This is a genomic window from Brevibacterium zhoupengii (genome assembly GCF_021117425.1).
Classification (GTDB): domain Bacteria; phylum Actinomycetota; class Actinomycetes; order Actinomycetales; family Brevibacteriaceae; genus Brevibacterium; species Brevibacterium zhoupengii.
Window position 1 is genome coordinate 1,417,820 of sequence record NZ_CP088298.1, and the last position, 18,709, is coordinate 1,436,528.

At 63.0% G+C, this 18,709-nt stretch carries 21 protein-coding genes and 1 pseudogene; 15 read left to right on the top strand and 7 right to left on the bottom strand.

Going from position 1 to position 18,709, the window contains the following annotated elements; all coding sequences use genetic code 11:
* Positions 1–100: 100 nt before the first annotated feature.
* From LQ788_RS06400 to LQ788_RS06425, 6 genes are all read right to left on the bottom strand, one after another.
* Positions 101–1,237, bottom strand: coding sequence for a YibE/F family protein (locus tag LQ788_RS06400; protein WP_231445996.1), 1,137 nt, complete (start codon positions 1,235–1,237; stop codon positions 101–103).
* A complete protein-coding gene (locus LQ788_RS06405; protein WP_231445998.1) occupies positions 1,234–1,560 on the bottom strand; it encodes a glutaredoxin family protein in 327 nt (108 codons plus the stop codon). Before LQ788_RS06405 ends, LQ788_RS06400 begins: the two co-directional genes overlap by 4 nt.
* Positions 1,561–1,578: 18 nt before the next feature.
* A complete protein-coding gene (locus LQ788_RS06410; protein WP_231446000.1) occupies positions 1,579–2,160 on the bottom strand; it encodes a hypothetical protein in 582 nt (193 codons plus the stop codon).
* 99 nt (positions 2,161–2,259) lie between these two features.
* Positions 2,260–3,156, bottom strand: a complete 897-nt coding sequence (locus LQ788_RS06415; protein ID WP_231446002.1) for a tyrosine-type recombinase/integrase — start codon at positions 3,154–3,156, stop codon at positions 2,260–2,262.
* 62 nt (positions 3,157–3,218) lie between these two features.
* Positions 3,219–3,440, bottom strand: a complete 222-nt coding sequence (locus LQ788_RS06420) for a hypothetical protein (protein ID WP_231446004.1) — start codon at positions 3,438–3,440, stop codon at positions 3,219–3,221.
* 578 nt (positions 3,441–4,018) lie between these two features.
* A complete protein-coding gene (locus tag LQ788_RS06425) occupies positions 4,019–4,264 on the bottom strand; it encodes a hypothetical protein (protein ID WP_231446006.1) in 246 nt (81 codons plus the stop codon).
* Between the two features lie 201 nt (positions 4,265–4,465).
* Here LQ788_RS06425 and LQ788_RS06430 point away from each other — a divergent pair, with 201 nt between their 5' ends.
* The 6 genes and pseudogenes from LQ788_RS06430 to LQ788_RS19945 all read left to right on the top strand — a co-directional run bounded on the left by LQ788_RS06430 (position 4,466) and on the right by LQ788_RS19945 (position 8,688).
* Positions 4,466–5,257 (top strand): SGNH/GDSL hydrolase family protein, encoded by a 792-nt coding sequence (locus tag LQ788_RS06430; RefSeq protein WP_231446008.1) that lies wholly within the window; start codon positions 4,466–4,468, stop codon positions 5,255–5,257.
* Positions 5,258–5,350: 93 nt separating this feature from the next.
* On the top strand, positions 5,351–6,349 hold the full coding sequence (locus tag LQ788_RS06435) for a squalene cyclase (protein WP_231446010.1): 999 nt from the start codon (positions 5,351–5,353) through the stop codon (positions 6,347–6,349).
* A gap of 112 nt (positions 6,350–6,461) precedes the next feature.
* A complete protein-coding gene (locus tag LQ788_RS06440; RefSeq protein WP_231446012.1) occupies positions 6,462–7,436 on the top strand; it encodes an intradiol ring-cleavage dioxygenase in 975 nt (324 codons plus the stop codon).
* 26 nt (positions 7,437–7,462) lie between these two features.
* Positions 7,463–7,561, top strand: a pseudogene (locus LQ788_RS19940) (twin-arginine translocase TatA/TatE family subunit); the annotation flags it as partial.
* A 133-nt stretch (positions 7,562–7,694) separates the two neighbouring features.
* Positions 7,695–8,474 (top strand): twin-arginine translocase subunit TatC, encoded by a 780-nt coding sequence (gene tatC, locus LQ788_RS06450; RefSeq protein ID WP_231446014.1) that lies wholly within the window; start codon positions 7,695–7,697, stop codon positions 8,472–8,474.
* 4 nt (positions 8,475–8,478) lie between these two features.
* On the top strand, positions 8,479–8,688 hold the full coding sequence (locus LQ788_RS19945) for a twin-arginine translocase TatA/TatE family subunit (protein ID WP_394801337.1): 210 nt from the start codon (positions 8,479–8,481) through the stop codon (positions 8,686–8,688).
* A 79-nt stretch (positions 8,689–8,767) separates the two neighbouring features.
* Here LQ788_RS19945 and LQ788_RS06455 read toward each other — a convergent pair whose 3' ends face one another.
* The gene (locus tag LQ788_RS06455) at positions 8,768–9,346 is read right to left on the bottom strand and encodes a hypothetical protein (protein ID WP_231446016.1); all 579 of its coding nucleotides are present in this window, start codon (positions 9,344–9,346) and stop codon (positions 8,768–8,770) included.
* A gap of 138 nt (positions 9,347–9,484) precedes the next feature.
* On the opposite strand from LQ788_RS06455, the gene LQ788_RS06460 reads away from it, so the two are divergent.
* The 9 genes from LQ788_RS06460 (at position 9,485) to LQ788_RS06500 (ending at position 18,593) form a co-directional block, all read left to right on the top strand.
* Positions 9,485–10,360: an aldo/keto reductase gene (locus tag LQ788_RS06460; RefSeq protein WP_231446017.1), complete on the top strand. Its 876-nt coding sequence runs from the start codon at positions 9,485–9,487 to the stop codon at positions 10,358–10,360.
* Positions 10,361–11,128, top strand: a complete 768-nt coding sequence (locus LQ788_RS06465; protein WP_231446019.1) for a sirohydrochlorin chelatase — start codon at positions 10,361–10,363, stop codon at positions 11,126–11,128. It begins immediately after the preceding gene.
* A 154-nt stretch (positions 11,129–11,282) separates the two neighbouring features.
* Complete coding sequence (locus tag LQ788_RS06470) at positions 11,283–13,007, top strand: nitrite/sulfite reductase (RefSeq protein ID WP_317207063.1); 1,725 nt, start codon at positions 11,283–11,285, stop codon at positions 13,005–13,007.
* Positions 13,004–13,777, top strand: coding sequence for a phosphoadenylyl-sulfate reductase (locus tag LQ788_RS06475; RefSeq protein ID WP_009883612.1), 774 nt, complete (start codon positions 13,004–13,006; stop codon positions 13,775–13,777). The genes LQ788_RS06470 and LQ788_RS06475 overlap by 4 nt, the downstream gene beginning before the upstream one ends.
* On the top strand, positions 13,774–14,700 hold the full coding sequence (gene cysD, locus LQ788_RS06480) for a sulfate adenylyltransferase subunit CysD (RefSeq protein ID WP_231446021.1): 927 nt from the start codon (positions 13,774–13,776) through the stop codon (positions 14,698–14,700). The genes LQ788_RS06475 and cysD overlap by 4 nt, the downstream gene beginning before the upstream one ends.
* Complete coding sequence (locus tag LQ788_RS06485; protein WP_231446023.1) at positions 14,700–16,046, top strand: sulfate adenylyltransferase subunit 1; 1,347 nt, start codon at positions 14,700–14,702, stop codon at positions 16,044–16,046. The genes cysD and LQ788_RS06485 overlap by 1 nt, the downstream gene beginning before the upstream one ends.
* Positions 16,043–16,843: a uroporphyrinogen-III C-methyltransferase gene (gene cobA / locus LQ788_RS06490; RefSeq protein WP_231446024.1), complete on the top strand. Its 801-nt coding sequence runs from the start codon at positions 16,043–16,045 to the stop codon at positions 16,841–16,843. The genes LQ788_RS06485 and cobA overlap by 4 nt, the downstream gene beginning before the upstream one ends.
* Entirely contained in the window at positions 16,840–17,166 is a 327-nt protein-coding gene (fdxA, locus tag LQ788_RS06495) for a ferredoxin (protein WP_009883608.1), read from the top strand. The genes cobA and fdxA overlap by 4 nt, the downstream gene beginning before the upstream one ends.
* A 17-nt stretch (positions 17,167–17,183) precedes the next feature.
* A complete protein-coding gene (locus tag LQ788_RS06500) occupies positions 17,184–18,593 on the top strand; it encodes an FAD-dependent oxidoreductase (protein WP_231446025.1) in 1,410 nt (469 codons plus the stop codon).
* Positions 18,594–18,709 lie beyond the last annotated feature (116 nt).

Consider the following 18,709-nt stretch of genomic DNA (forward strand, 5'->3'; position numbering starts at 1 on the left):
TGTGCGCCGATTGAGCGGGGGAATGTTTGTCAATGATGCGAGTGGGATCACACGTAAAGCGGCCCCGCACGTTTCGTGCAGGGCCGTCGCGGGGTGGGTGTCAGTGATTGTGCGCGGTAACGGGTCGAGGCTTGGTGGGTACGCGGGAGAGGATGAGTGCGAAGGCTGTTGTCGCTGGCATGGTGGTGATGATGCCGATGATGCCCGCCAGCATTTGGGTGAGTGTGGTGGCAACGGTGTCGGTCTGGAGGAACGCTGGCAGCGGTTGGTTGTGGGTGTGGGCGAGGACGAACGCGGCGAGGCCTGCGCCGACGACGGAGAAGCTGATGGTATAGATCGCTGAGGCCGAGTGATCCCTCCCGACGGCCAGGGCGGTCGGGGCGATCGTCTTCCAGCTGGGACGGATACCAGGAGTGGTGTGGGAGAAGACGGTGGCCGCTTGGGCGGCGGCAATGTCGTTGAGGATCCCTATCAAAGCGATAAGCAGTGCGGCCAGAGACAGCGCTGAGAGGTCAATGTCGAGACTGGTGTAGGTCAACGCGGAGGCAGACTCATCTGCGGGACCCAGACGCAACCAACTCGACAGTAGTGTGCCTGCGAGCATGGCTGTTGCGGCTCCACACATGGTTCCGGCCCAGGCGGCGAGTGTTTTCGTTGAGAGGCCGTGGGTGAAGAACAGCACCGCGGTGAGCACGAGGACGATGCTGATGGTCGTGTAGAGCAGCGGGGATCCACCGGTTGAGATTCCGCCGATGAGGAAGGCCCAGATGAACAGGGCTGAGGCTAGGAGGGAGGCGATCGCGCGGATGCCTTTGCCGCCGACGACGAGACGGACGACGATGATGACGATGATGGTGAAGACGGCAAGTTTGATTGCGCGGTCGTGTGAGTGGAATGTGTACACGGTCTCGGAGCCGGGGCTGTTGGAGGCGTAGAGGATGGCTTGGTCACCATTGACGGCGTGCGAGAGCCAGGCGTCGCGGAAGAGCATCACATCGACTTGGTGCCCGGTGCTCAGGGTGCCGGTGGCTTGGCCGCAAGGAACTTCGTCGGTGACGTTCTCGCAGTCGGTATAGGACACGTTAGTAAGCACAGCGGAGGGGTAGGTCGTATCGGTTGTGCTGGGTTGGTGGGGCCAGAGAGCGATGACGAGGGGAATGAGAGTCACAGCGATGACCACGACAACCGCTGTGGCGAGGCGGGTGCCGTGGTCAAGGCGTGAAATGAGTGTCTTCATGCGCTCAGATCATGGGAATGTGTCGGGGACTGGAGGTCCGGTGATGGTTCTGCAGCGCGTTCGGCCGCGATCGCCTGGGCGATCTTGTCGGGGCGGAGATCGGACCAAGAGCCGGTGGGTGTTTCGACATAGGGTGCTGTTGCAAGGCCTGCGGCCTTGATCTGTTTGAGCTTGTCGAGGTTCTCGGGTGCGGAGAGGTCCTTCACCGTTGGTGGGAATCCGGCATTCTTGAAGAAGTTGATCGTGCTTTTACACTTGCTGCATTGCGGGGTTGCCCACACAGTGATGTTCGACATCGGTTCCTCCTCGGTTGGGGGCGTCATGATAGTCACCTCGAGTCGTCATTCTGTTTCGTTGGGGTTCCAGTCGTGGGGGTTCTCGGCCACGACTCGTTCGCTCTTGTCACGTTTGGCCTCTTGCTCGGCACCGTCGATGACGAGGGTGTAGAACTCTTCCTGCCCGTAGTCGTTGTCCTTCCGGATCCTGTAGGACAGTGTGTTTGCCCACCAACCGGCCCAGGTCAGTGATTGGGCTGCGGTGAGGACCTCTTCGCAGTTGTCGGGGTACTCAGTGTCGTCGCCGAGCAGAGTGGAGAGAACACTGAACCGGTCACGGCGGGCGCTTTCGACGAGACCGGATGAGACCATACGGTCGGTACCTTCAAGATTGGGCAGGTCGTGCGCAGTTTCGAAGGCTTCGGTGTCGAGCATGAGCTGGTTGAGGAAGCTCTCGGTGTCGGAAGCCCGTTGCTTCTTGAAGCAGTTGGGGCAGATCATCCCGTTCTGTTCTTTGCCCGCCTTCGTGGCGTAGAAGTCTGATCGTGCCGCTTGGGCGCGTCTCGAGGGTGGCACTTTCGAGAGGTCGGTGCTGGTGGTGTGGCCGCATTTGTACTTGACGGGGTAGTGGGTGGGAATTTTGTTCATCACGGTTCCTTTGTTGTTGTGGACTTGTGCACGAAGTTCGGGCACACGCGATGTCAGTGTTTGTCGCTGGAGACGTGGTGGGGATCGTTACGCCGGTGATTAGGGGATTGCTTCGCGCTTGAGTGCTTGGAGTCTGTCGCGGTGCCCGGGCGGTTCTGGAATGTCGTCGACGAGCTTACGCAGCCGACTGCTCGAGGCTTTTGTGTAGATCTGCGTCGTGGCAACGGATGCGTGGCCGAGAAGGTCTCGCAGGCCCATAAGGTCGGGGTTGAGCTCGAGGGCGTCGACGCCGAACTTGTGTCGCAACGAGTGCGCGTTTCTTCCGGGTTGGAAGCCAAGGAGATGCCGAACACGTCGACCGATTGAACGGGGCAACATGTGTCCCGAAGGGTTACGGTCCGAGGGGAAGAAATATCCGGCTGGGAACTGCGGCAACAGGTCCTGCATGAGGGGGTGGAGGGGGACGAGGCGTTGTTTGTTGCCCTTACCGAGTATGCGGAGTTCCTTGGTGGGAAGCATGACGTCGTCGGAATGGGCTCGAGAGATCTCTCCGGCACGCATTCCTTGGAGTTCGCCGAAGAGAATCATCAGTACGTCGATGGGGCGAGTTGCTCGGTCTAGGGCGCGTTGAATGTCATCGGTCGGGCAGGGATTCGGGATACCGACGCTGTTGCGCATTGTGGGGAGTTTGCGTGCCGGGTTCTTCTTGATCTTGCCGATCGTTTCGGCCCATTCGTAGAACACACTGAGGGTAGAGCGGGCAGATCGTTTCGTGGAGATTGCTGGACCAACGTCTTTGGAGAGCCAGGCGTGGAAATCAACGAGGCTGAGCTTGAGTACCGACTTATGCTCGGTCGAGTTCTGAGTCCAGAGCATTAGGCGGTGGAGGTAGTATCCGCGTAGCTCGACAGTATCCGGAGACCGATAGTTCGAAAGCGACGCTGTGAAGGTGTCGTGGAGCGTCTGGTGGTGCTTCGACAGTATGGGGTCTGACATGTGATCTCACTTTCGAATAGGGGAAGTGAGATTGTTTTTAGCATGCCCTAACCTGTTCGGTCTTAGCGGGGCCTTGCCAGAAGTGCTCCGAAGAGGAAGAAGCCCACTGTTCCACCGATAGCTGCCAGCCAAAGTGGGCCGGTGGATTCGACGAGGAAAATTTGAAGGAAAGACGCTGCTGCGAGTGCAGCGCAGGCGAAGAAGGCAAGCCTGACAGCAATGCCGAGGACTCCGACGAGTATGAAGCCGCCAATCACTAGCGCAACGATGACTCCGATGTCCATGTTTGCTTCTCCTTGCCTTATCTGTTGGTGTCTTACGACCCACGCTATAGGACCACACTGACACGAGACTAGGCATTGTCGGCTATGGGTTGTGGCCCACGGCTCCAGTCGTCGTGGGTGGGGAATGGAGCCAGCTCAAGCCCCCGTTCGGAAAGAACGTGGCGGGCCTCTCGTCTAGCGTCCGGGCCCCCACTGACTCGTACGTCGAACTTTTCGACGTATTGACCCTTGTAAGCGCCACCAGTGTGGGTGGCGGATCTGTCGGTTCGTTCGACTTCGAGGCCGTCGTAGTTGATTCCGGCGCGTGACAGCATGGACTTCACCGATCGCGCAGTGAGGTGGCGCATCATCGGTCGGCCCCTTCGAGCGCAAGGCCGACGAAGTGCAGAACCAAGAGCAGGGAAAGAATCTGGCCTCCAGCAATAAGCGCCTCGCCGGTGCTAAGTGAATCTCTTAATCGTGAGGTCGGGGGATCGAGTCCCCCTCCCGCTACTTCGACGAAAAGGACCTCCACTGTCCGGGTGGGGGTCCTTTCTGATTCACGACTCAGGATGTTCACGACTCAGCGTCCGTACGACTCAATTCCGCAGCTTCGGCGTGACGTCCTCCGCATCCGGCTTATAGTCGGCAAACTTGCGAAATGCAGTGGCGAACGACCAGTAGATCGCCGCGGATACGGGGGCGACGAGAATGACCTGCCACCAGGACAGATCCTGTGAGCCCCAGCCGAGAAGTTTGAAGCAGGAGTGGACGCACAGGACGAGGGCCATCAGGATGAGCGCTTCTCGTCGGTTGCGCCGACGGTCGGAGGTTGGCTCCTTCATAAAAAACAAGGCTACCTGAATAATTGAAACTTCAGTGTGTCTATTTTCGATGGACCCGGGGTGGGTGCCGGACTAGGCTGATCGTTGCGCAGCCAGTTGATCGATGGAGCCTATGATGAAAGATCTCTTTCCCCGCCAGCACGAACCGCAGGATCACAGTTGTCGGACCTCGTGGAGTCAGGACCTGTTGACGGTGACGCTGTGAGCGGCGTTTCCAGCCCTGCGCTGCGCTTCATTGCGATCGGCGACAGTCTCTCCGAGGGCGTGGGTGACGAGCCCTGGCCCGATGGAAGTCCGCGAGGCTGGACCGATCGCCTGGCCGCCCTGCTGACGGCGCACTACGGACAGCATCGGGCCATCCACTATGCGAATCTTGCCGTGCGCGGATACAAGACAGCCCAGATCGTCGACACACAGATCCAGACGGCCATCGCCCTGCGGCCCGATTTCGTGACGCTGACCGCCGGAATGAATGACATCATGCGACCCCGAGTCGACTTCGGTGCCCTGAAGAGCGCCCTCATCGGGATCGTCGAGCCGCTGACCTCCGTCGGCACCAAGGTCTACGTCGTCCCCATCCCCAATATCGCCGGAGTCTCGCCAGCCGGGCCGCTGATCAACACCCGGCGGCTGCGTCTCAACGCGATCTACCAGCACCTCGTCGATTCCCACGGAGTCCTGCCGCTGACCAACACCACCAATTCGGTCTTCGAAGATCCCCGTGCGTGGGACGAAGATCGACTTCACCTTGCCACACTGGGTCACGAGCGGCTCGCCTGTGCCGCGGCTGCGAGCTTCGGAGTCCCGATCGACTTTGATTTCCTCAGCGCACCAGAGGGACCGGCGCCGGTGCGAACAGCCAGCACCGAAGCGCAATGGTGGTGGAAGCACGTCAGACCATGGATCTATCGGCGGCTGACGGGCAAGTCCTCTGGGGACGGTCGAGTGGCCAAACGCCCTGACCTGGGCCCGATCGTCACCGATGAGTACTAGGAGCCTGCTGGCAGACATCTCGATCGATCACCGAGGTGATTGTTCCGGACGTAGACTCGGTGTCACCCACATGCCCACCGCAGGGAATCAACGATGATTGACACTCGGCTCAGCAACTGGCTCCTCGACTCCGACCCGGCACTGCGCTGGCAGGTCGAACGCGACCTGTTGGACCGTGACGAAGACATCTGGCAAGCGACGCAGGCGAAGGTGCCCAGCGAAGGATTCGGTCGTGAGCTTCTGGGTCACCAGGACGCGGACGGACAGTGGGCAGGAGGGGCGTACTTTCCGTCCGACTTCAGGGGAGAGGGGCCTCAGCCGTGGACGGCCACCACGTGGGCACTCAACCAGCTTCGAGACTGGGGAGCTCCCGCCTCGGCGCTGGAGGGGACCGCTGAAAAGCTGGCTTCGGTGCGCTGGGAATACGAGGACATGCCCTATTGGGGCGGGGAAGTCGACGTGTGCATCAATGCGATGACGCTGTCGAACGGCCTGTGGCTCGGTGCCGACGTCGACGGGATCGTCGACTGGTTCCTCGACCACCAGCTCGACGACGGGGGCTGGAACTGCGAATGGGTGGACGGGTCGACGGTGGCTTCATTCCATTCCACGCTCAACGCCCTGATCGGCCTCCTCGACTACCAGGTTCGCACCGGCGACACGGAAAGGGTTGCCGCTGCCCGGGCCCGAGGAGAGGAATACCTGCTGCGTCGCGATCTCTTCCGCAGGCTGTCGACGGGGGAGCCCTCCTACGACCGGGTATTCAGCCTCGCCCATCCTCGGCGGGCCTATTACAACGTCCTCGCCGCGGCCGACTACTTCCGGGATGCCGACCAATTCCGGACCGGAACCGGCAGGACTGCAGCCGACAAGTCCACCCCAGATCCGCGCATGGGCGAGGCGATCGAGGTCATCAGGTCTGCGCGTCAGAACGACGGAACCTGGCTGCAGGGACACCGGCTGGACGGTGATGTCTGGTTCCACATCGACGCTCCGACCGGTGAGCCGTCTAAATGGGTGACCCTCCAAGCAACTCGAGTTCTGCAGTGGTGGGACGCTGCGCACTCTGCGCCCCGCGACCAGCAGGTCTGAGCGATCCCTGGGCCTGTGTGATCCACAGGCCTGACATAGGAATGCCACAGTTCGTGGCCAGAGCCGGTCCGCACGATGGAGTCATCAACATCCAGCGAACGAAGGACGCACCATGGCTCGAGTACCAGAACCAGAGGAGACACCCGACGGCCCGACCTATGAAGGGCGGTTCCTCGACCGCCCCGACGAGGAGGTTGTCGACCAGGGCGCGGCGTTCGACATCCGCACCCTCTTCAGCCGTCGCAGCGTCCTCGGGATCGTCGGCGCGGGCATTGGAACGGTGGCGCTGGCCGCCTGCGGAATGAATTCTGCCTCCGGCAGCGACAGCTCAGTGACGGAGATCCCCGATGAGACCGCCGGGCCCTATCCGGCTGATGGTACGAATGGTCCGGACATCCTCGAACAATCGGGAATCGTGCGCTCCGACATCCGGTCGAACATCGACGGCAGCGAAACGGTCAAGGGTGTGGCCCTGACTTTCACCCTCAAGGTCACCGACATGGCCAATGACAACAAGGCATTCGAAGGGGTGGCAGTCTACGCCTGGCACTGCGATGCGCAGGGCCGCTACTCCATGTACTCCGAGGGCGTCGAGGATGCGACCTGGCTGCGCGGTGTCCAAGTCGCCGACGAGAAGGGAGAAGTCACCTTCACCTCGGTCTTCCCCGGCTGCTACACCGGACGATGGACGCACATCCACTTCGAGATCTACCCGGACGTCGACTCCATCACCGATGCCGACAAAGTCATTGCCACCTCGCAGGTGGCACTACCCGAAGACGCCTGCAATGCGGTCTTCGAACTCTCCGCCTACGACGGATCAGCCGAGAACCTGTCCAACGTCAGCCTCGACGATGACAATGTCTTCGGCGACGACGGGGGAGAGCACCAGATGGCGACCATCAGCGGCGACACCGACAATGGCTTCGTAGCCTCGCTGGACGTGCCCGTGGACACAGGCACGGAGCCGACCGGAGGAGCCGCACCCGGAGGCGGCGGTGGGGAAGGCGGCGAACCTCCGGAAGGCGAAGCACCACCCGAAGGCGGCGCGCCTCCGGAAGGTGGAGCCGCCTCGGCGGAGAAATAGACGAGCAATCGAAAGGACTTCAGATCATGCTGCACAACCTCACGGGCTGGCACGCCCTCATCGTCTTGGCCATCATCATCCTCGTCTTCGGCGCCGCCAAACTCCCGGCCCTGGCCAAGAGCCTCGGCCAATCGATGCGTATCCTCAAGGACGAGGCATCCGATCCGAGAGGCGACGACAAGAAAGACACCGACAAGAAGGCAGACCAGCCGACCAACACGTATGAAGCGGTCACCGACCCCTCGAGCAGCGGTACCCATGAGCACCGCCACCACCGCACACACGCCCTCGCCTGCCGAGCAGAAGATGCCGCTGACTGCGCACCTGAAAGAGGCCCGCACCCGAGCGATGCGTGCGGCGGTGGCACTGCTGGTGGGCACCACCATCGGCTACGTGCTCTCGGAATCGGTCCTCGACGTGCTCCGAGCACCGATCACAGAACTGGCCGAGTCCCGCAGCGCATCCCTGAACTACGACAGCGTCACGAGTGCATTCGATCTGCGGCTGCGCATCGCCCTGTATTCGGGAGTCATCCTCTCAAGCCCGGTCTGGCTGACGGAGATCTTCGGCTTCCTCACACCGGGTCTCACAGCCAAAGAGAGGCGATACAGTCTCGGCTTCCTCTCGGCCGCTCTGCCCCTGTTCGCGGCCGGGTGCGCGACCGGCTTCCTCATCTTCCCGCGCATGGTCGAGGTGCTCACCTCGTTCGCCTCGGCCGAAGACAGCACCATCCTGCAGGCCTCCTACTATTTCGACTTCGTCATGAAGACCGTGCTGGCCAGCGGAGTCGCCTTCGTCCTGCCGGTCTTCCTCGTCGTCCTCAACCTCATGGGCGTGCTCTCGGCGTCCGCCATCGCGAAGAGCTGGCGACTCAGCGTCGTCGCCATCGTGATCTTCGCTGCCTTAGTGACTCCGGCGGCTGATGTGCTCTCGATGGTCTTCGTCGCCGCGCCCATGGTGCTGCTCTTCCTCACTGCCCTCGCGATCACTTGGATCCACGATCGGAAAGGAACAGATCATGCTCGGTCTCAGCTTTGAGAAGATGCTGATCGCCGGCATCATCGCCGTCATCGTCATCGGCCCCCGACGCCTGCCCCACTATGCCCAGAAGCTGGGCGAGCTGATCCGCATGTTTCGGGCCCAACTGACAACTGCACAGACCCGGGCGGCCCAGTCGGTGGGGGGGGCGAGGGCTGGGAGTCACTTGACCCCAGACGCTACGACCCACGGCGAATCGTGCGGGAGGCGCTGAACGAGCCCGCGCCCGATCCTGCCGAGGCAGGGGATCGGGTCGTCGTCAGCGGCTCATCCGGTCATCCCAGGAAGAAGGCTTAGAAGTCGACTTCGCTCTTGTCGAGGCCGGGGAACTTGACCTCATACTTGATCATGTTGTCCTTGTGGTCGACGAGTTTGACCGTGCCGAAGTAGGTCTTCTTCTTCGTCTGAACCTCACAGCTGGTCAGCCCCCACCAGTCCATGACCTTCATATCGTCTCTGCACTCGACCGCATCGACGTCCATCTTGAACTTGTTCTTGAACAGGTCGTCGATATCAGCCTGAAGTGATGCCTTAGGGACTGTTCCGTCACCCTCTTTGTTGACCTTGATCCCGTCATCGCTGGCCCAGGAGGTGGTTCGGGGAGCGTCGGCGAAGGGATCTTTCGACTTGCTCGGCTCGGGCTCGGCAGATTTGCTGGGGGCCGGGGCCGATGCACTTTCCGACTCGCCTGGGGCGGCCTTGCCCTGCATTCCGCCGCCGTCATCGGCCTTCTCGGTCTGTGCCGCCTCATCGGTCTTCTTCTGGGACTCGTCCTTGTCACCGCCGCAGCCGGTCAGAGCCAGGGCGAGAGCGACACCGACCGCGGCGGTGATCGTCCGGGGTGAGAATGCTGCCTTGGTCATCGGTTTCATGGTCATACTCCTCGTGAAACATTGCTGTTGCCCGGTGAAAGTTCATCTGGCAATCACGGGCGTCGTTCGTACACAGTCGATTCTGCCATCACAAGGCCCCGATCCAGCCGCCGTGCGTGTGCACATCCGGAGACACATGTGTCGATCCGGGCACATGAGGCGCAGAGCCTCGACTACGATGACCGAATGATCCCGACGACGACACTGGCCGATGGCACGGAACTCCCGCTTTTGGGGCAGGGCACGTGGCACATCGGTGATGATCCTGGGCGACGTCGAGCCGAGATCTCAGCATTGCGCCACGGCATCGAAGCCGGAATGACCCTCGTCGACACTGCAGAGATGTACGGATCCGGGCGCTCGGAAAACCTTGTCGGCGAGGCGATCGCACCGGTGCGTGATGAGGTGTACCTCGTCGACAAGGTCCTGCCGGCGAATGCCTCGGAATCCGGGACCATCGCGGCCTGTGAACGATCCCTGGCTGTGCTCGGAACCGACCATATCGACCTCTACCTTCTCCACTGGCCCGGCCCATACCCCGTCGAAGAGACGATTGCGGGTTTCGAATCCCTCCGCGAGAGGGGTCTCATCGGTGGCTGGGGTGTGAGCAACTTCGATCCGGCCGAAACCGCAGACCTGCCCGCGACGCCGCTGGTCAACCAGGTTCTGCTCAACCCGTCCCGCCGCGGTCCGGAGTTCGATCTCCTGCCCGCCCACCGCGAAAGCCGACCGCACATCACGACGATGGCCTATTCGCCGATCGAACAGGGGCGACTGCTCGAGGACCCCACCCTCGCCGAGGTGGCCCGCCGTCACGACGTGAGCACCGCCCAGATCCTGTTGGCCTGGGGAATCCGCTCCGGTGACGTCATTGCAATACCCAAGGCCTCGACGCCCGAGCATGTGGGCGCCAACGCGGCGGCAGTCGACATCACACTGACTCGTGAAGACCTCGCCGATATCGATCGTGCATTTCCCGCCCCGACGTCGCCGACGCCACTGGAAGTGATCTGAATGCCCCTGCCATCGATCGGTCTCATCTCCCACGGCACCTCGTCGGCAGAAGGACGCAGGGTCATCGAGGCGCTCGCCGCCGCCGTCACCGAGGACCTGGTCTCCCGTGGTCTGGCCGCCGAGGTGATGCTCGGCCACGTCGATGTTCAGCACCCCGATGTCGCCGAGGTGCTCTCGACCCTGCCGTGTGATTCCCCGGTGGTCCTTGTGCCGCTGCTGCTCTCCCCGGGTTATCACGTGCATGTCGACCTGGCGGAAGCCGTCCGTGCCGCGGGAGGTGCTGATGGGCGAATGGCGCAAGGCGCTGATGGACGCAAAGCGCAAGAAACAGAGCGTCGTGACATCCGACTGACGCCGACGCTGGGACCGGACCCTCGCCTGGCCGAGATTCTGGCCGAGCGTCTGCCGGAACTGGGAGACGAGGACCACGTGGTGCTCGCGGCCGCCGGATCAAGTGACGAGCGGGCCAATGATGCCTGTCGGGACATGGCTGAATCTCTGTCTCATGAGCTTTCAAGGCCCGTCGTTGCAGGGTTTCATGCCGGTGAGGGAGACCGCTTGGGCGAGATTGTTGAGCAGAAAAGAAGGGCTGGTGGACGGGTAGCGCTCTCGAGCTACCTTTTGGCCCCGGGCTTCTTCCAGGACCTCGCTTCGGCTCTCATTTCTGACTCCAGCGACATCCTTGCTCCACCGCTGCTCCATGACGGCGCGAAAACCCCGCCATTGCTGGTCGATGTCGTCCGCGACCGCATAATCTCAGCACTCTGACCGGGCGTCAATTTTCTCGACTCGCAGCGTCATCGTCTGACTTATGACGTCGTGCGTCATGAAACGACATGATTGGACACCCTAATTTGTTGAGCAATCTATTTCTCTTGTAGCGTGACTCACCAAAGGTTCACCGCAGCGTTTGGAGACGATCGTGTCCGCACATGTAGACGAAATCAAGCAAGTTCCGAGGCCCGGGGCTTCCACGCGTCCGGCCCGACCGAAGAAGTCCAACGGTCAGTGGAAGGTCGACGGTCAGGAACCGTTGAACAAAAACGAGATCGACAAGGCCGCAGATAACGGTCTCAACGTGCGCACGCGCATCGAAGAGGTGTACTCCAAGGGCGGTTTCGCCTCAATCGATCCGGATGACCTGCATGGTCGTTTCCGCTGGTGGGGGCTGTACACCCAGCGCAAACCCGGTATCGACGGCGGCCGTACCGCGAAGCTCGAACCCCACGAGCTCGAAGACGAGTACTTCATGATGCGCATTCGCACCGACGGTGGAGCGCTCAATCTCGAGCAGCTGCGCACCATCGCAGAGATCGCCGAGGAGTTTGCCCGTGGCAGTGCGGACCTGACAGACCGTCAGAACATCCAGCTGCACTGGATCGAGATCGAGAACGTGCCCGAGATCTGGCGCCGCCTCGAAGCCGTGGGCATGCAGACGACGGAGGCCTGCGGAGATGTTCCGCGTGGCTTCCTCGGTTCGCCGGTAGCCGGAATCGCCGCGGATGAGCTCATCGATCCCACCCCAGCGATCGAAGAGATCACTCGCCGCTATATCGGCGACCCGAGCCTGTCGAACCTGCCGCGCAAGTACAAGACTGCGATCACCGGTCACCCCAGTCAGGACGTCGTCCACGAGATCAACGACTGCTCGTTCGTCGCCGTTGATCACCCCGAACACGGCATCGGCTACGACCTGTGGGTCGGCGGGGCATTGTCAGTTGTTCCCCGCTTCGCCGAACGCCTCGGTGCCTGGGTCGCCCCGGACCAGGTCGTCGATGTCTGGCTCGGCGTCACGGAGATCTTCCGTGACTACGGCTATCGCCGCCTGCGCAACAAAGCCCGCATGAAGTTCCTGCTGGCCGACTGGGGCCCCGAGAAGCTGCGCGATGTCCTCGAGACCGAGTACCTCGGCTACCGACTCGCAGACGGTCCGCCCCCACCGAAGCCCATGGTCTCCGGGGACCACGTCGGCGTCCACCGGCAGAAGGATGGAAAGTACTTCATCGGCACCAGCCTCGTGGCTGGGCGCGCCTCAGGCACGCTGTTCCACCAGATGGCTGACCTGATCGAAGAGTACGGGATCGATCGGATCCGATTGACCCCGATGCAGAAGATCCTCGTGCTCGATGTCGACGAGGCCGATCTTGATGATGTCGTCGCACGCCTCGACGCCCTGGGACTGTCCAGCCGCAAGGACCTGTTCCGGCGCTCGGTGATGGCGTGCACGGGAATCGAATACTGCAAGCTGGCTATCGTCGAGACGAAGCAGACAGCCATCGACGCCGTCACTCGACTCGAAGAACGCCTCGCTGACATCGACCTGCCCCACCCGATCAGTCTCCATCTCAACGGCTGCCCGAACTCCTGCGCGCGCATCCAGACGGCTGACATCGGACTCAAAGGTCAGATCGTGACCACTGACGAGGGCGAACAGGTCCCCGGGTTCCAGGTCCACGTCGGCGGAGGTCTGGCATCGAAGGACCGTGACGAAGCAGGCTTGGGCCGCACGGTGCGTGGACTCAAGGTCACTGTCGACGGTCTCGAGGAGTACGTTGAGAAGATGGTCCGCCGATTCCTCGACGGACGGTCCGAGTCCGAGACATTCTCCGAATGGGCACACCGAGTCGAAGACGAGGAGCTGGTATGAGCACGACACCATCCCGAACCGCAGCACCGCTGCCCACGCCCACCCGCCAGCGTCGCGACATTGACGAGCTCAAGTCCCTCGCCGAGGCGGGGGCTAAGCAGCTCGCGGGCGATCCCGACAACGGCGTGGCCGAGGCCAACCCGGCCGACGTCATCCGCTGGGTCTCACGAAACTTCGACACCTCCACCTGCGCGGTGGCCTGCTCGATGGCCGATGCGGCCCTGCCGCACTATGTCGCCCAGTACCTGCCGGGCGTCGACGTGCTCTTCCTCGACACCGGCTACCACTTCAAGGAGACCTATTCGACCCGCGACGAGGTGGCCAGCAAGGTCGACGTCAACATCGTCGACGTCCTCCCGGAGCAGACCGTGGCACAGCAGGATGCGGAATTCGGTGCCGAACTGTTCAACCGCGACCCCGGCCTCTGCTGTGCCCGGCGCAAGGTCGCACCTCTGAAGAAGTCGCTGGCCGGCTACGAACTCTGGTTCACCGGAGTCCGCCGGGACGAAGCACCGACGCGGGCGAACACACCGCTGGTGACCTTCGATGAGAAGAACGGGCTGGTCAAGGTCAACCCCCTGGCGGCCTGGTCCTTCGACGATCTTCTCGACTACGCCGGTGCCTTCGACGTGCCGGTCAATCCACTGCTGTCGCAGGGGTACCCGTCCATCGGGTGCCAGCCCTGCACCAACCCCGTGGCCGAGGGGGAGGACCCCCGTGCCGGCCGTTGGGCTGGAACCTCGAAAACAGAATGCGGGCTGCACGTATGAGCATCGATCACACACCACTGTCCACACAGAAACCACTGTCCACCCTCGACGTCCTCGAATCCGAAGCGATCCACATCATCCGCGAGGTCGCCGCCGAATTCGAGAAGCCCGTGCTGCTGTTCTCCGGCGGCAAGGACTCCGTCACCGTCCTCCACCTCGCGGCCAAGGCCTTCTGGCCCGCGAAGATCCCGTTCGGTCTTCTCCACGTCGACACCGGTCACAACTTCCCGGAGATCCTGAAGTTCCGCGATGAGACCGCCGCCCACTACGGCATCGACCTGAAAGTGGCGAAGGTCCAGGACTACATCGACGACGGCCGTCTGCACGAGCGCGCCGATGGAACCCGCAACACCCTGCAGACCCAGCCCCTCATCGACGCGATCGCCGAGGGAGGATACGACGCGGTCTTCGGCGGCGCCCGCCGTGACGAGGACAAGGCCCGAGCCAAGGAGCGCATCTTCTCCCTGCGCGATGAATTCGGCCAGTGGGATCCGAGCAACCAGCGCCCCGAACTGTGGAACCTCTACAACGGTCGCCACGTCAATGGCGAGCACGTGCGCGTATTCCCGATCTCGAACTTCACCGAACTCGACGTGTGGAGCTACATCGCCCGGGAGAACATCGCCCTGCCTCACCTCTACTACGCCCATGAGCGCGAGGTCTTCCAGCGCGACGGCATGTGGTGGTCGACGGGTGAGTTCTCGGCCCCGCGGCCCGAGGAGTCGGTCATCCGCAAGTCGGTGCGCTACCGCACCGTCGGCGACATGAGCTGCACAGGTGCCGTGGAATCCGAGGCCGACGACATCGCCTCGGTCCTCGCCGAGGTGGCTGTGACCACTGTGACAGAACGCGGAGCGACCCGCGCCGACGACCGGATCTCGGCCGCGGCGATGGAAGACCGCAAGAAGGACGGATACTTCTGATGACCACAACACCAGACACCACCGCTGCCACACAGACGAAGACACTTCTGCGCTTCGCCACGGCCGGTTCCGTCGACGACGGCAAATCGACGCTCGTGGGCCGCCTCCTCCACGATGCGAAGGCGATCCTCGCCGATCAGCTCGAGGCCGTGACGCGCACCAGCGAGGAACGCGGCTTCGTCGGCGGCGAGTTCGACTTCGCACTGCTCACCGACGGTCTGCGGGCCGAACGGGAACAGGGCATCACGATCGACGTCGCCTACCGCTACTTCGCCACCGACAAGCGCTCATTCATCCTCGCCGACTGCCCCGGACACGTGCAGTACACGCGAAACATGGTTACCGGAGCCACGACCGCCGATGCCGTCGTCGTCCTCATCGACGCACGCACCGGTGCGACCGAGCAGACCCGTCGCCACCTCACGGTCGTTCACCGTCTGGGCATCAGGCACGTCATCCTCGCGATCAACAAGATCGACCTCCTCGACTACGATCAGGCAGCGTATGCGAAGGTGGAGGCCGAGATCGAAGCCTTGACCGCAGAGATCGGTCTTGACTCGGCTCATCTGATCCCGGTCTCTGCACTGGCCGGTGACAATGTGGCCGAGGCTTCGGCGAACACACCCTGGTACCAGGGCCCCGCACTGCTGGAGCTGCTCGAGAACCTGCCCAGCAAGGAAGAGGACACGGCCGACCTCGAGCCCTTCCGCCTCGACGTGCAGTCGGTGCTGCGCCCGCAGGGCGGACTGGCACCGGGACTCGACCCCGATGAGTTCCGCGACTACCGGGCGGTGACCGGACAGGTCACGTCAGGGCGGATCCGCCTCGGCGATGAGATCGACGTGCATCCGGCCGGTCTGCGGACCACTGTGGTCGGCATCGACACGGCAGATGGCCCGCTGGAGACCGCGGGTGCCCCGCTGTCCGTGGCGCTGCGCCTGGCCGATGACATCGACACCGCGCGCGGCAGCGTCCTCGCCGCGGCCGGAAGCCTGTCTGAACCGCGCAAGGCTCTGCGCGCCGAGGTCTTCCCCTTCACCTCGCAGGGACTGCGCTCCGGGGACCGGGTGCTCGTCAAGGCCGGCACCTCGACCGTCAAGGCGATCGTGACGATCGAATCGAAGCACAACCTGCTGACCTCGGGATCCGAACCCGCCGAGGTGCTCGCCGGCAACGACATCGGCACCGCCGAGGTGAAGCTGGCGACCGCTCTGCCGCTCGCGGACTTCCGTGAGCACGGACGCGCAGGCGGATTTCTCATCATCGATCCGCAGACCGGGTCCACCGTGGCCGCGGGAATCCACACTCCCGATGACGGTCACACTCCTGAGGACGAACAGTCATGAGCCTCTTCACTCTTCAGGCACCGGGCAGCGTGCTGCTCATCGGTGCCGGACCCGGTGATCTCGGCCTGCTGACCGTCAAGGGTCTGCGCGCATTGGAATCCGCCGAGGTCATTGTTGCCGACCGCCTCGGCGCGCGTTCGGTCATCGACCAGCTCGAGACCGAGCGCGGGGAGTCACTCGACGCCGAGATCATCGACGTCGGCAAGACCCCGGGACACCACCCGGTCCCGCAGCAGCGCATCAACGAGATCCTCGTCGAACAGGCTCGCGCCGGGCGGCGTGTGGTCCGACTCAAGGGCGGAGACCCGTTCGTCTTCGGCCGCGGCGGCGAAGAGCTCGCCCACTGCCACGAGGCGGGCGTCGACGTGCAGGTGGTGCCGGGAGTCACGAGTGCGAACTCGGTTCCCGCCGTTGCCGGAATCCCGTTGACTCACAGGGGACTGGCCACCGCGTACACGGTCATCACCGGCCACGATCAGCTCTCCGAGCTCGGCGGAGGACGCGACCACACGGTCGTCGTGCTCATGGGCATCGGCACATTGGCGCATTCGGCGATGATCCTGGCCCGCGGTGGGCGCGGGGGAGACTGCCCCGTCGCGATCATCGAAGACGGGTTCGGAGACAACCAGCAGGTCACCGTGGGCACACTCGATACGATCGCCTTCCAGGCCGCCCGCCGAGGTGTCCGTTCACCGGCCGTCGTCATCGCCGGCGACGTCGTGACCCTGAGCCCGTACGCCGTCGGAGCCTTCGCCGCAGCGCAGGTGCCCGAGCCAGAACTCATGAGGAACCCATGACCTACATCATCGCCCAGCCCTGCGTCGACTTGAAGGACCGGGCCTGCATCGACGAATGCCCCGTCGACTGCATCTACGAGGGCAGCCGCTCGCTCTACATCCATCCCGAGGAATGCGTCGACTGCGGGGCCTGCGAACCCGTCTGCCCCGTCGAAGCGATCTTCTACGAAGACGACGTCCCGGACGAATGGGAGGCCTACTACTCTGCGAACGTCGACTTCTTCGACACCATCGGATCCCCGGGAGGCGCCGCCGCGCACGGAATCATCGACGGCGACCACCCCTTCATCGCGGCACTGCCGCCCCAGAACACTGACGACTGACTCTCCTGAGGAGAACCATGACGACGAATCCCTTCCGCGTGGCCATCGTGGGCGCAGGCCCCGCAGGCATCTACGCTGCCGACCTGCTGACCAAAGCCGATCGTGACTTCGAGATCAGCATCGACCTCTTCGATCGGCTTCCGACCCCGTTCGGGCTGGTCCGCTACGGAGTCGCCCCTGATCACCCCCGCATCAAAGGCATCATCAATGCCCTCATCAAGGTCCTCGACCGCGGTGACATCCGCCTGTTCTCGAACGTCGAGTACGGTGCCGACATCGCCTTGGGTGAGCTGACAGATCGCTACGATGCGGTGATCTTCTCCACCGGCTGCTTCATCGATGCCTCCTTGGATCTGCCCGGAGTCGATCTCCCCGGTTCCTACGGTGCCGCCGATTTCGTCAACTGGTACGACTCGCACCCGGACGTGGCTCAGACCTGGCCGCTGGATGCTGAGAAGGTTGCCGTCATCGGCAACGGCAACGTAGCCCTCGACGTCGCACGCGTGCTGGCCAAGCAGGCCGATGACATGCACACGACTGAGATCCCCGACCATGTCTACGAGGGTCTGAAATCGTCAAAGGTCACGGACGTTCACGTGTTCGGCCGGCGTGGTCCGGCGCAGGCGAAGTTCACCCCCTTGGAGCTGCGCGAGCTGGGCCAGGTCAAGGATGTCGATGTCATCGTCTATCCCGAGGACTTCGAGTTCGATGAGGGTTCGCTGGCCGCGATCGAGGCGAGCAACCAGACCAAGCAGGTCGCGAAGACTCTGACCGACTTCACGATGAGGGAGCCGGTGGGAGCCAAACGCCGCCTGCACCTGCACTTCCTCCACGCACCGGTGGCCATCCTCGGCGAGGATGCAGTCACAGGACTGCGCACGGAACGCCAGGAATTGGACGGCACCGGGGGAGTCAAGGGCACGGGAGAGTTCATCGACTGGGACGTCACAGCCGTCTATCGCGCTGTCGGCTATGCCGGCACGCCGCTGCCGCAGCTGCCCTTCGACGAAGCCAAACGTGTGATCCCGAATCACGAGGGACGCGTCGTCGACACAGGGCAGCAGGCTTCGGCTGCCGAGGCCGATGTCGTCCAGGGAGTGTACGCGACCGGGTGGATCAAGCGCGGTCCGGTCGGACTCATCGGTCACACCAAGGGCGATGCCCTCGAGACGATCGGGCACATCCTCGATGACCGCGCAGCCGGCGTACTCACCGAACCGCTGTTCCCCGACGAAGACTCGATCGTCGAACTGCTCGAGTCCAAGGGCGTCGACTTCGGGGATTGGGAGGGCTATCACCGGCTGGAGGCCGCGGAGAAGGCTCTCGGTGAGGCCGAAGGCCGCGAGCGAGTGAAGCTCGCGACCCGCGAGGACATGCTGCGTGAGGCCCGTAATCATGTCAGGAGCGAATCCCACTCCGCCACCTGAGCCGAATCGCCATCTGAGCCGCCCCGGCATTACGCCCCGTCAGTCACTATTCCTCCCGTTGCACGTGTAGGAAGAGTTACCGGCGGGGCGTGATGCATTTCTGACGGTGGTGCGTG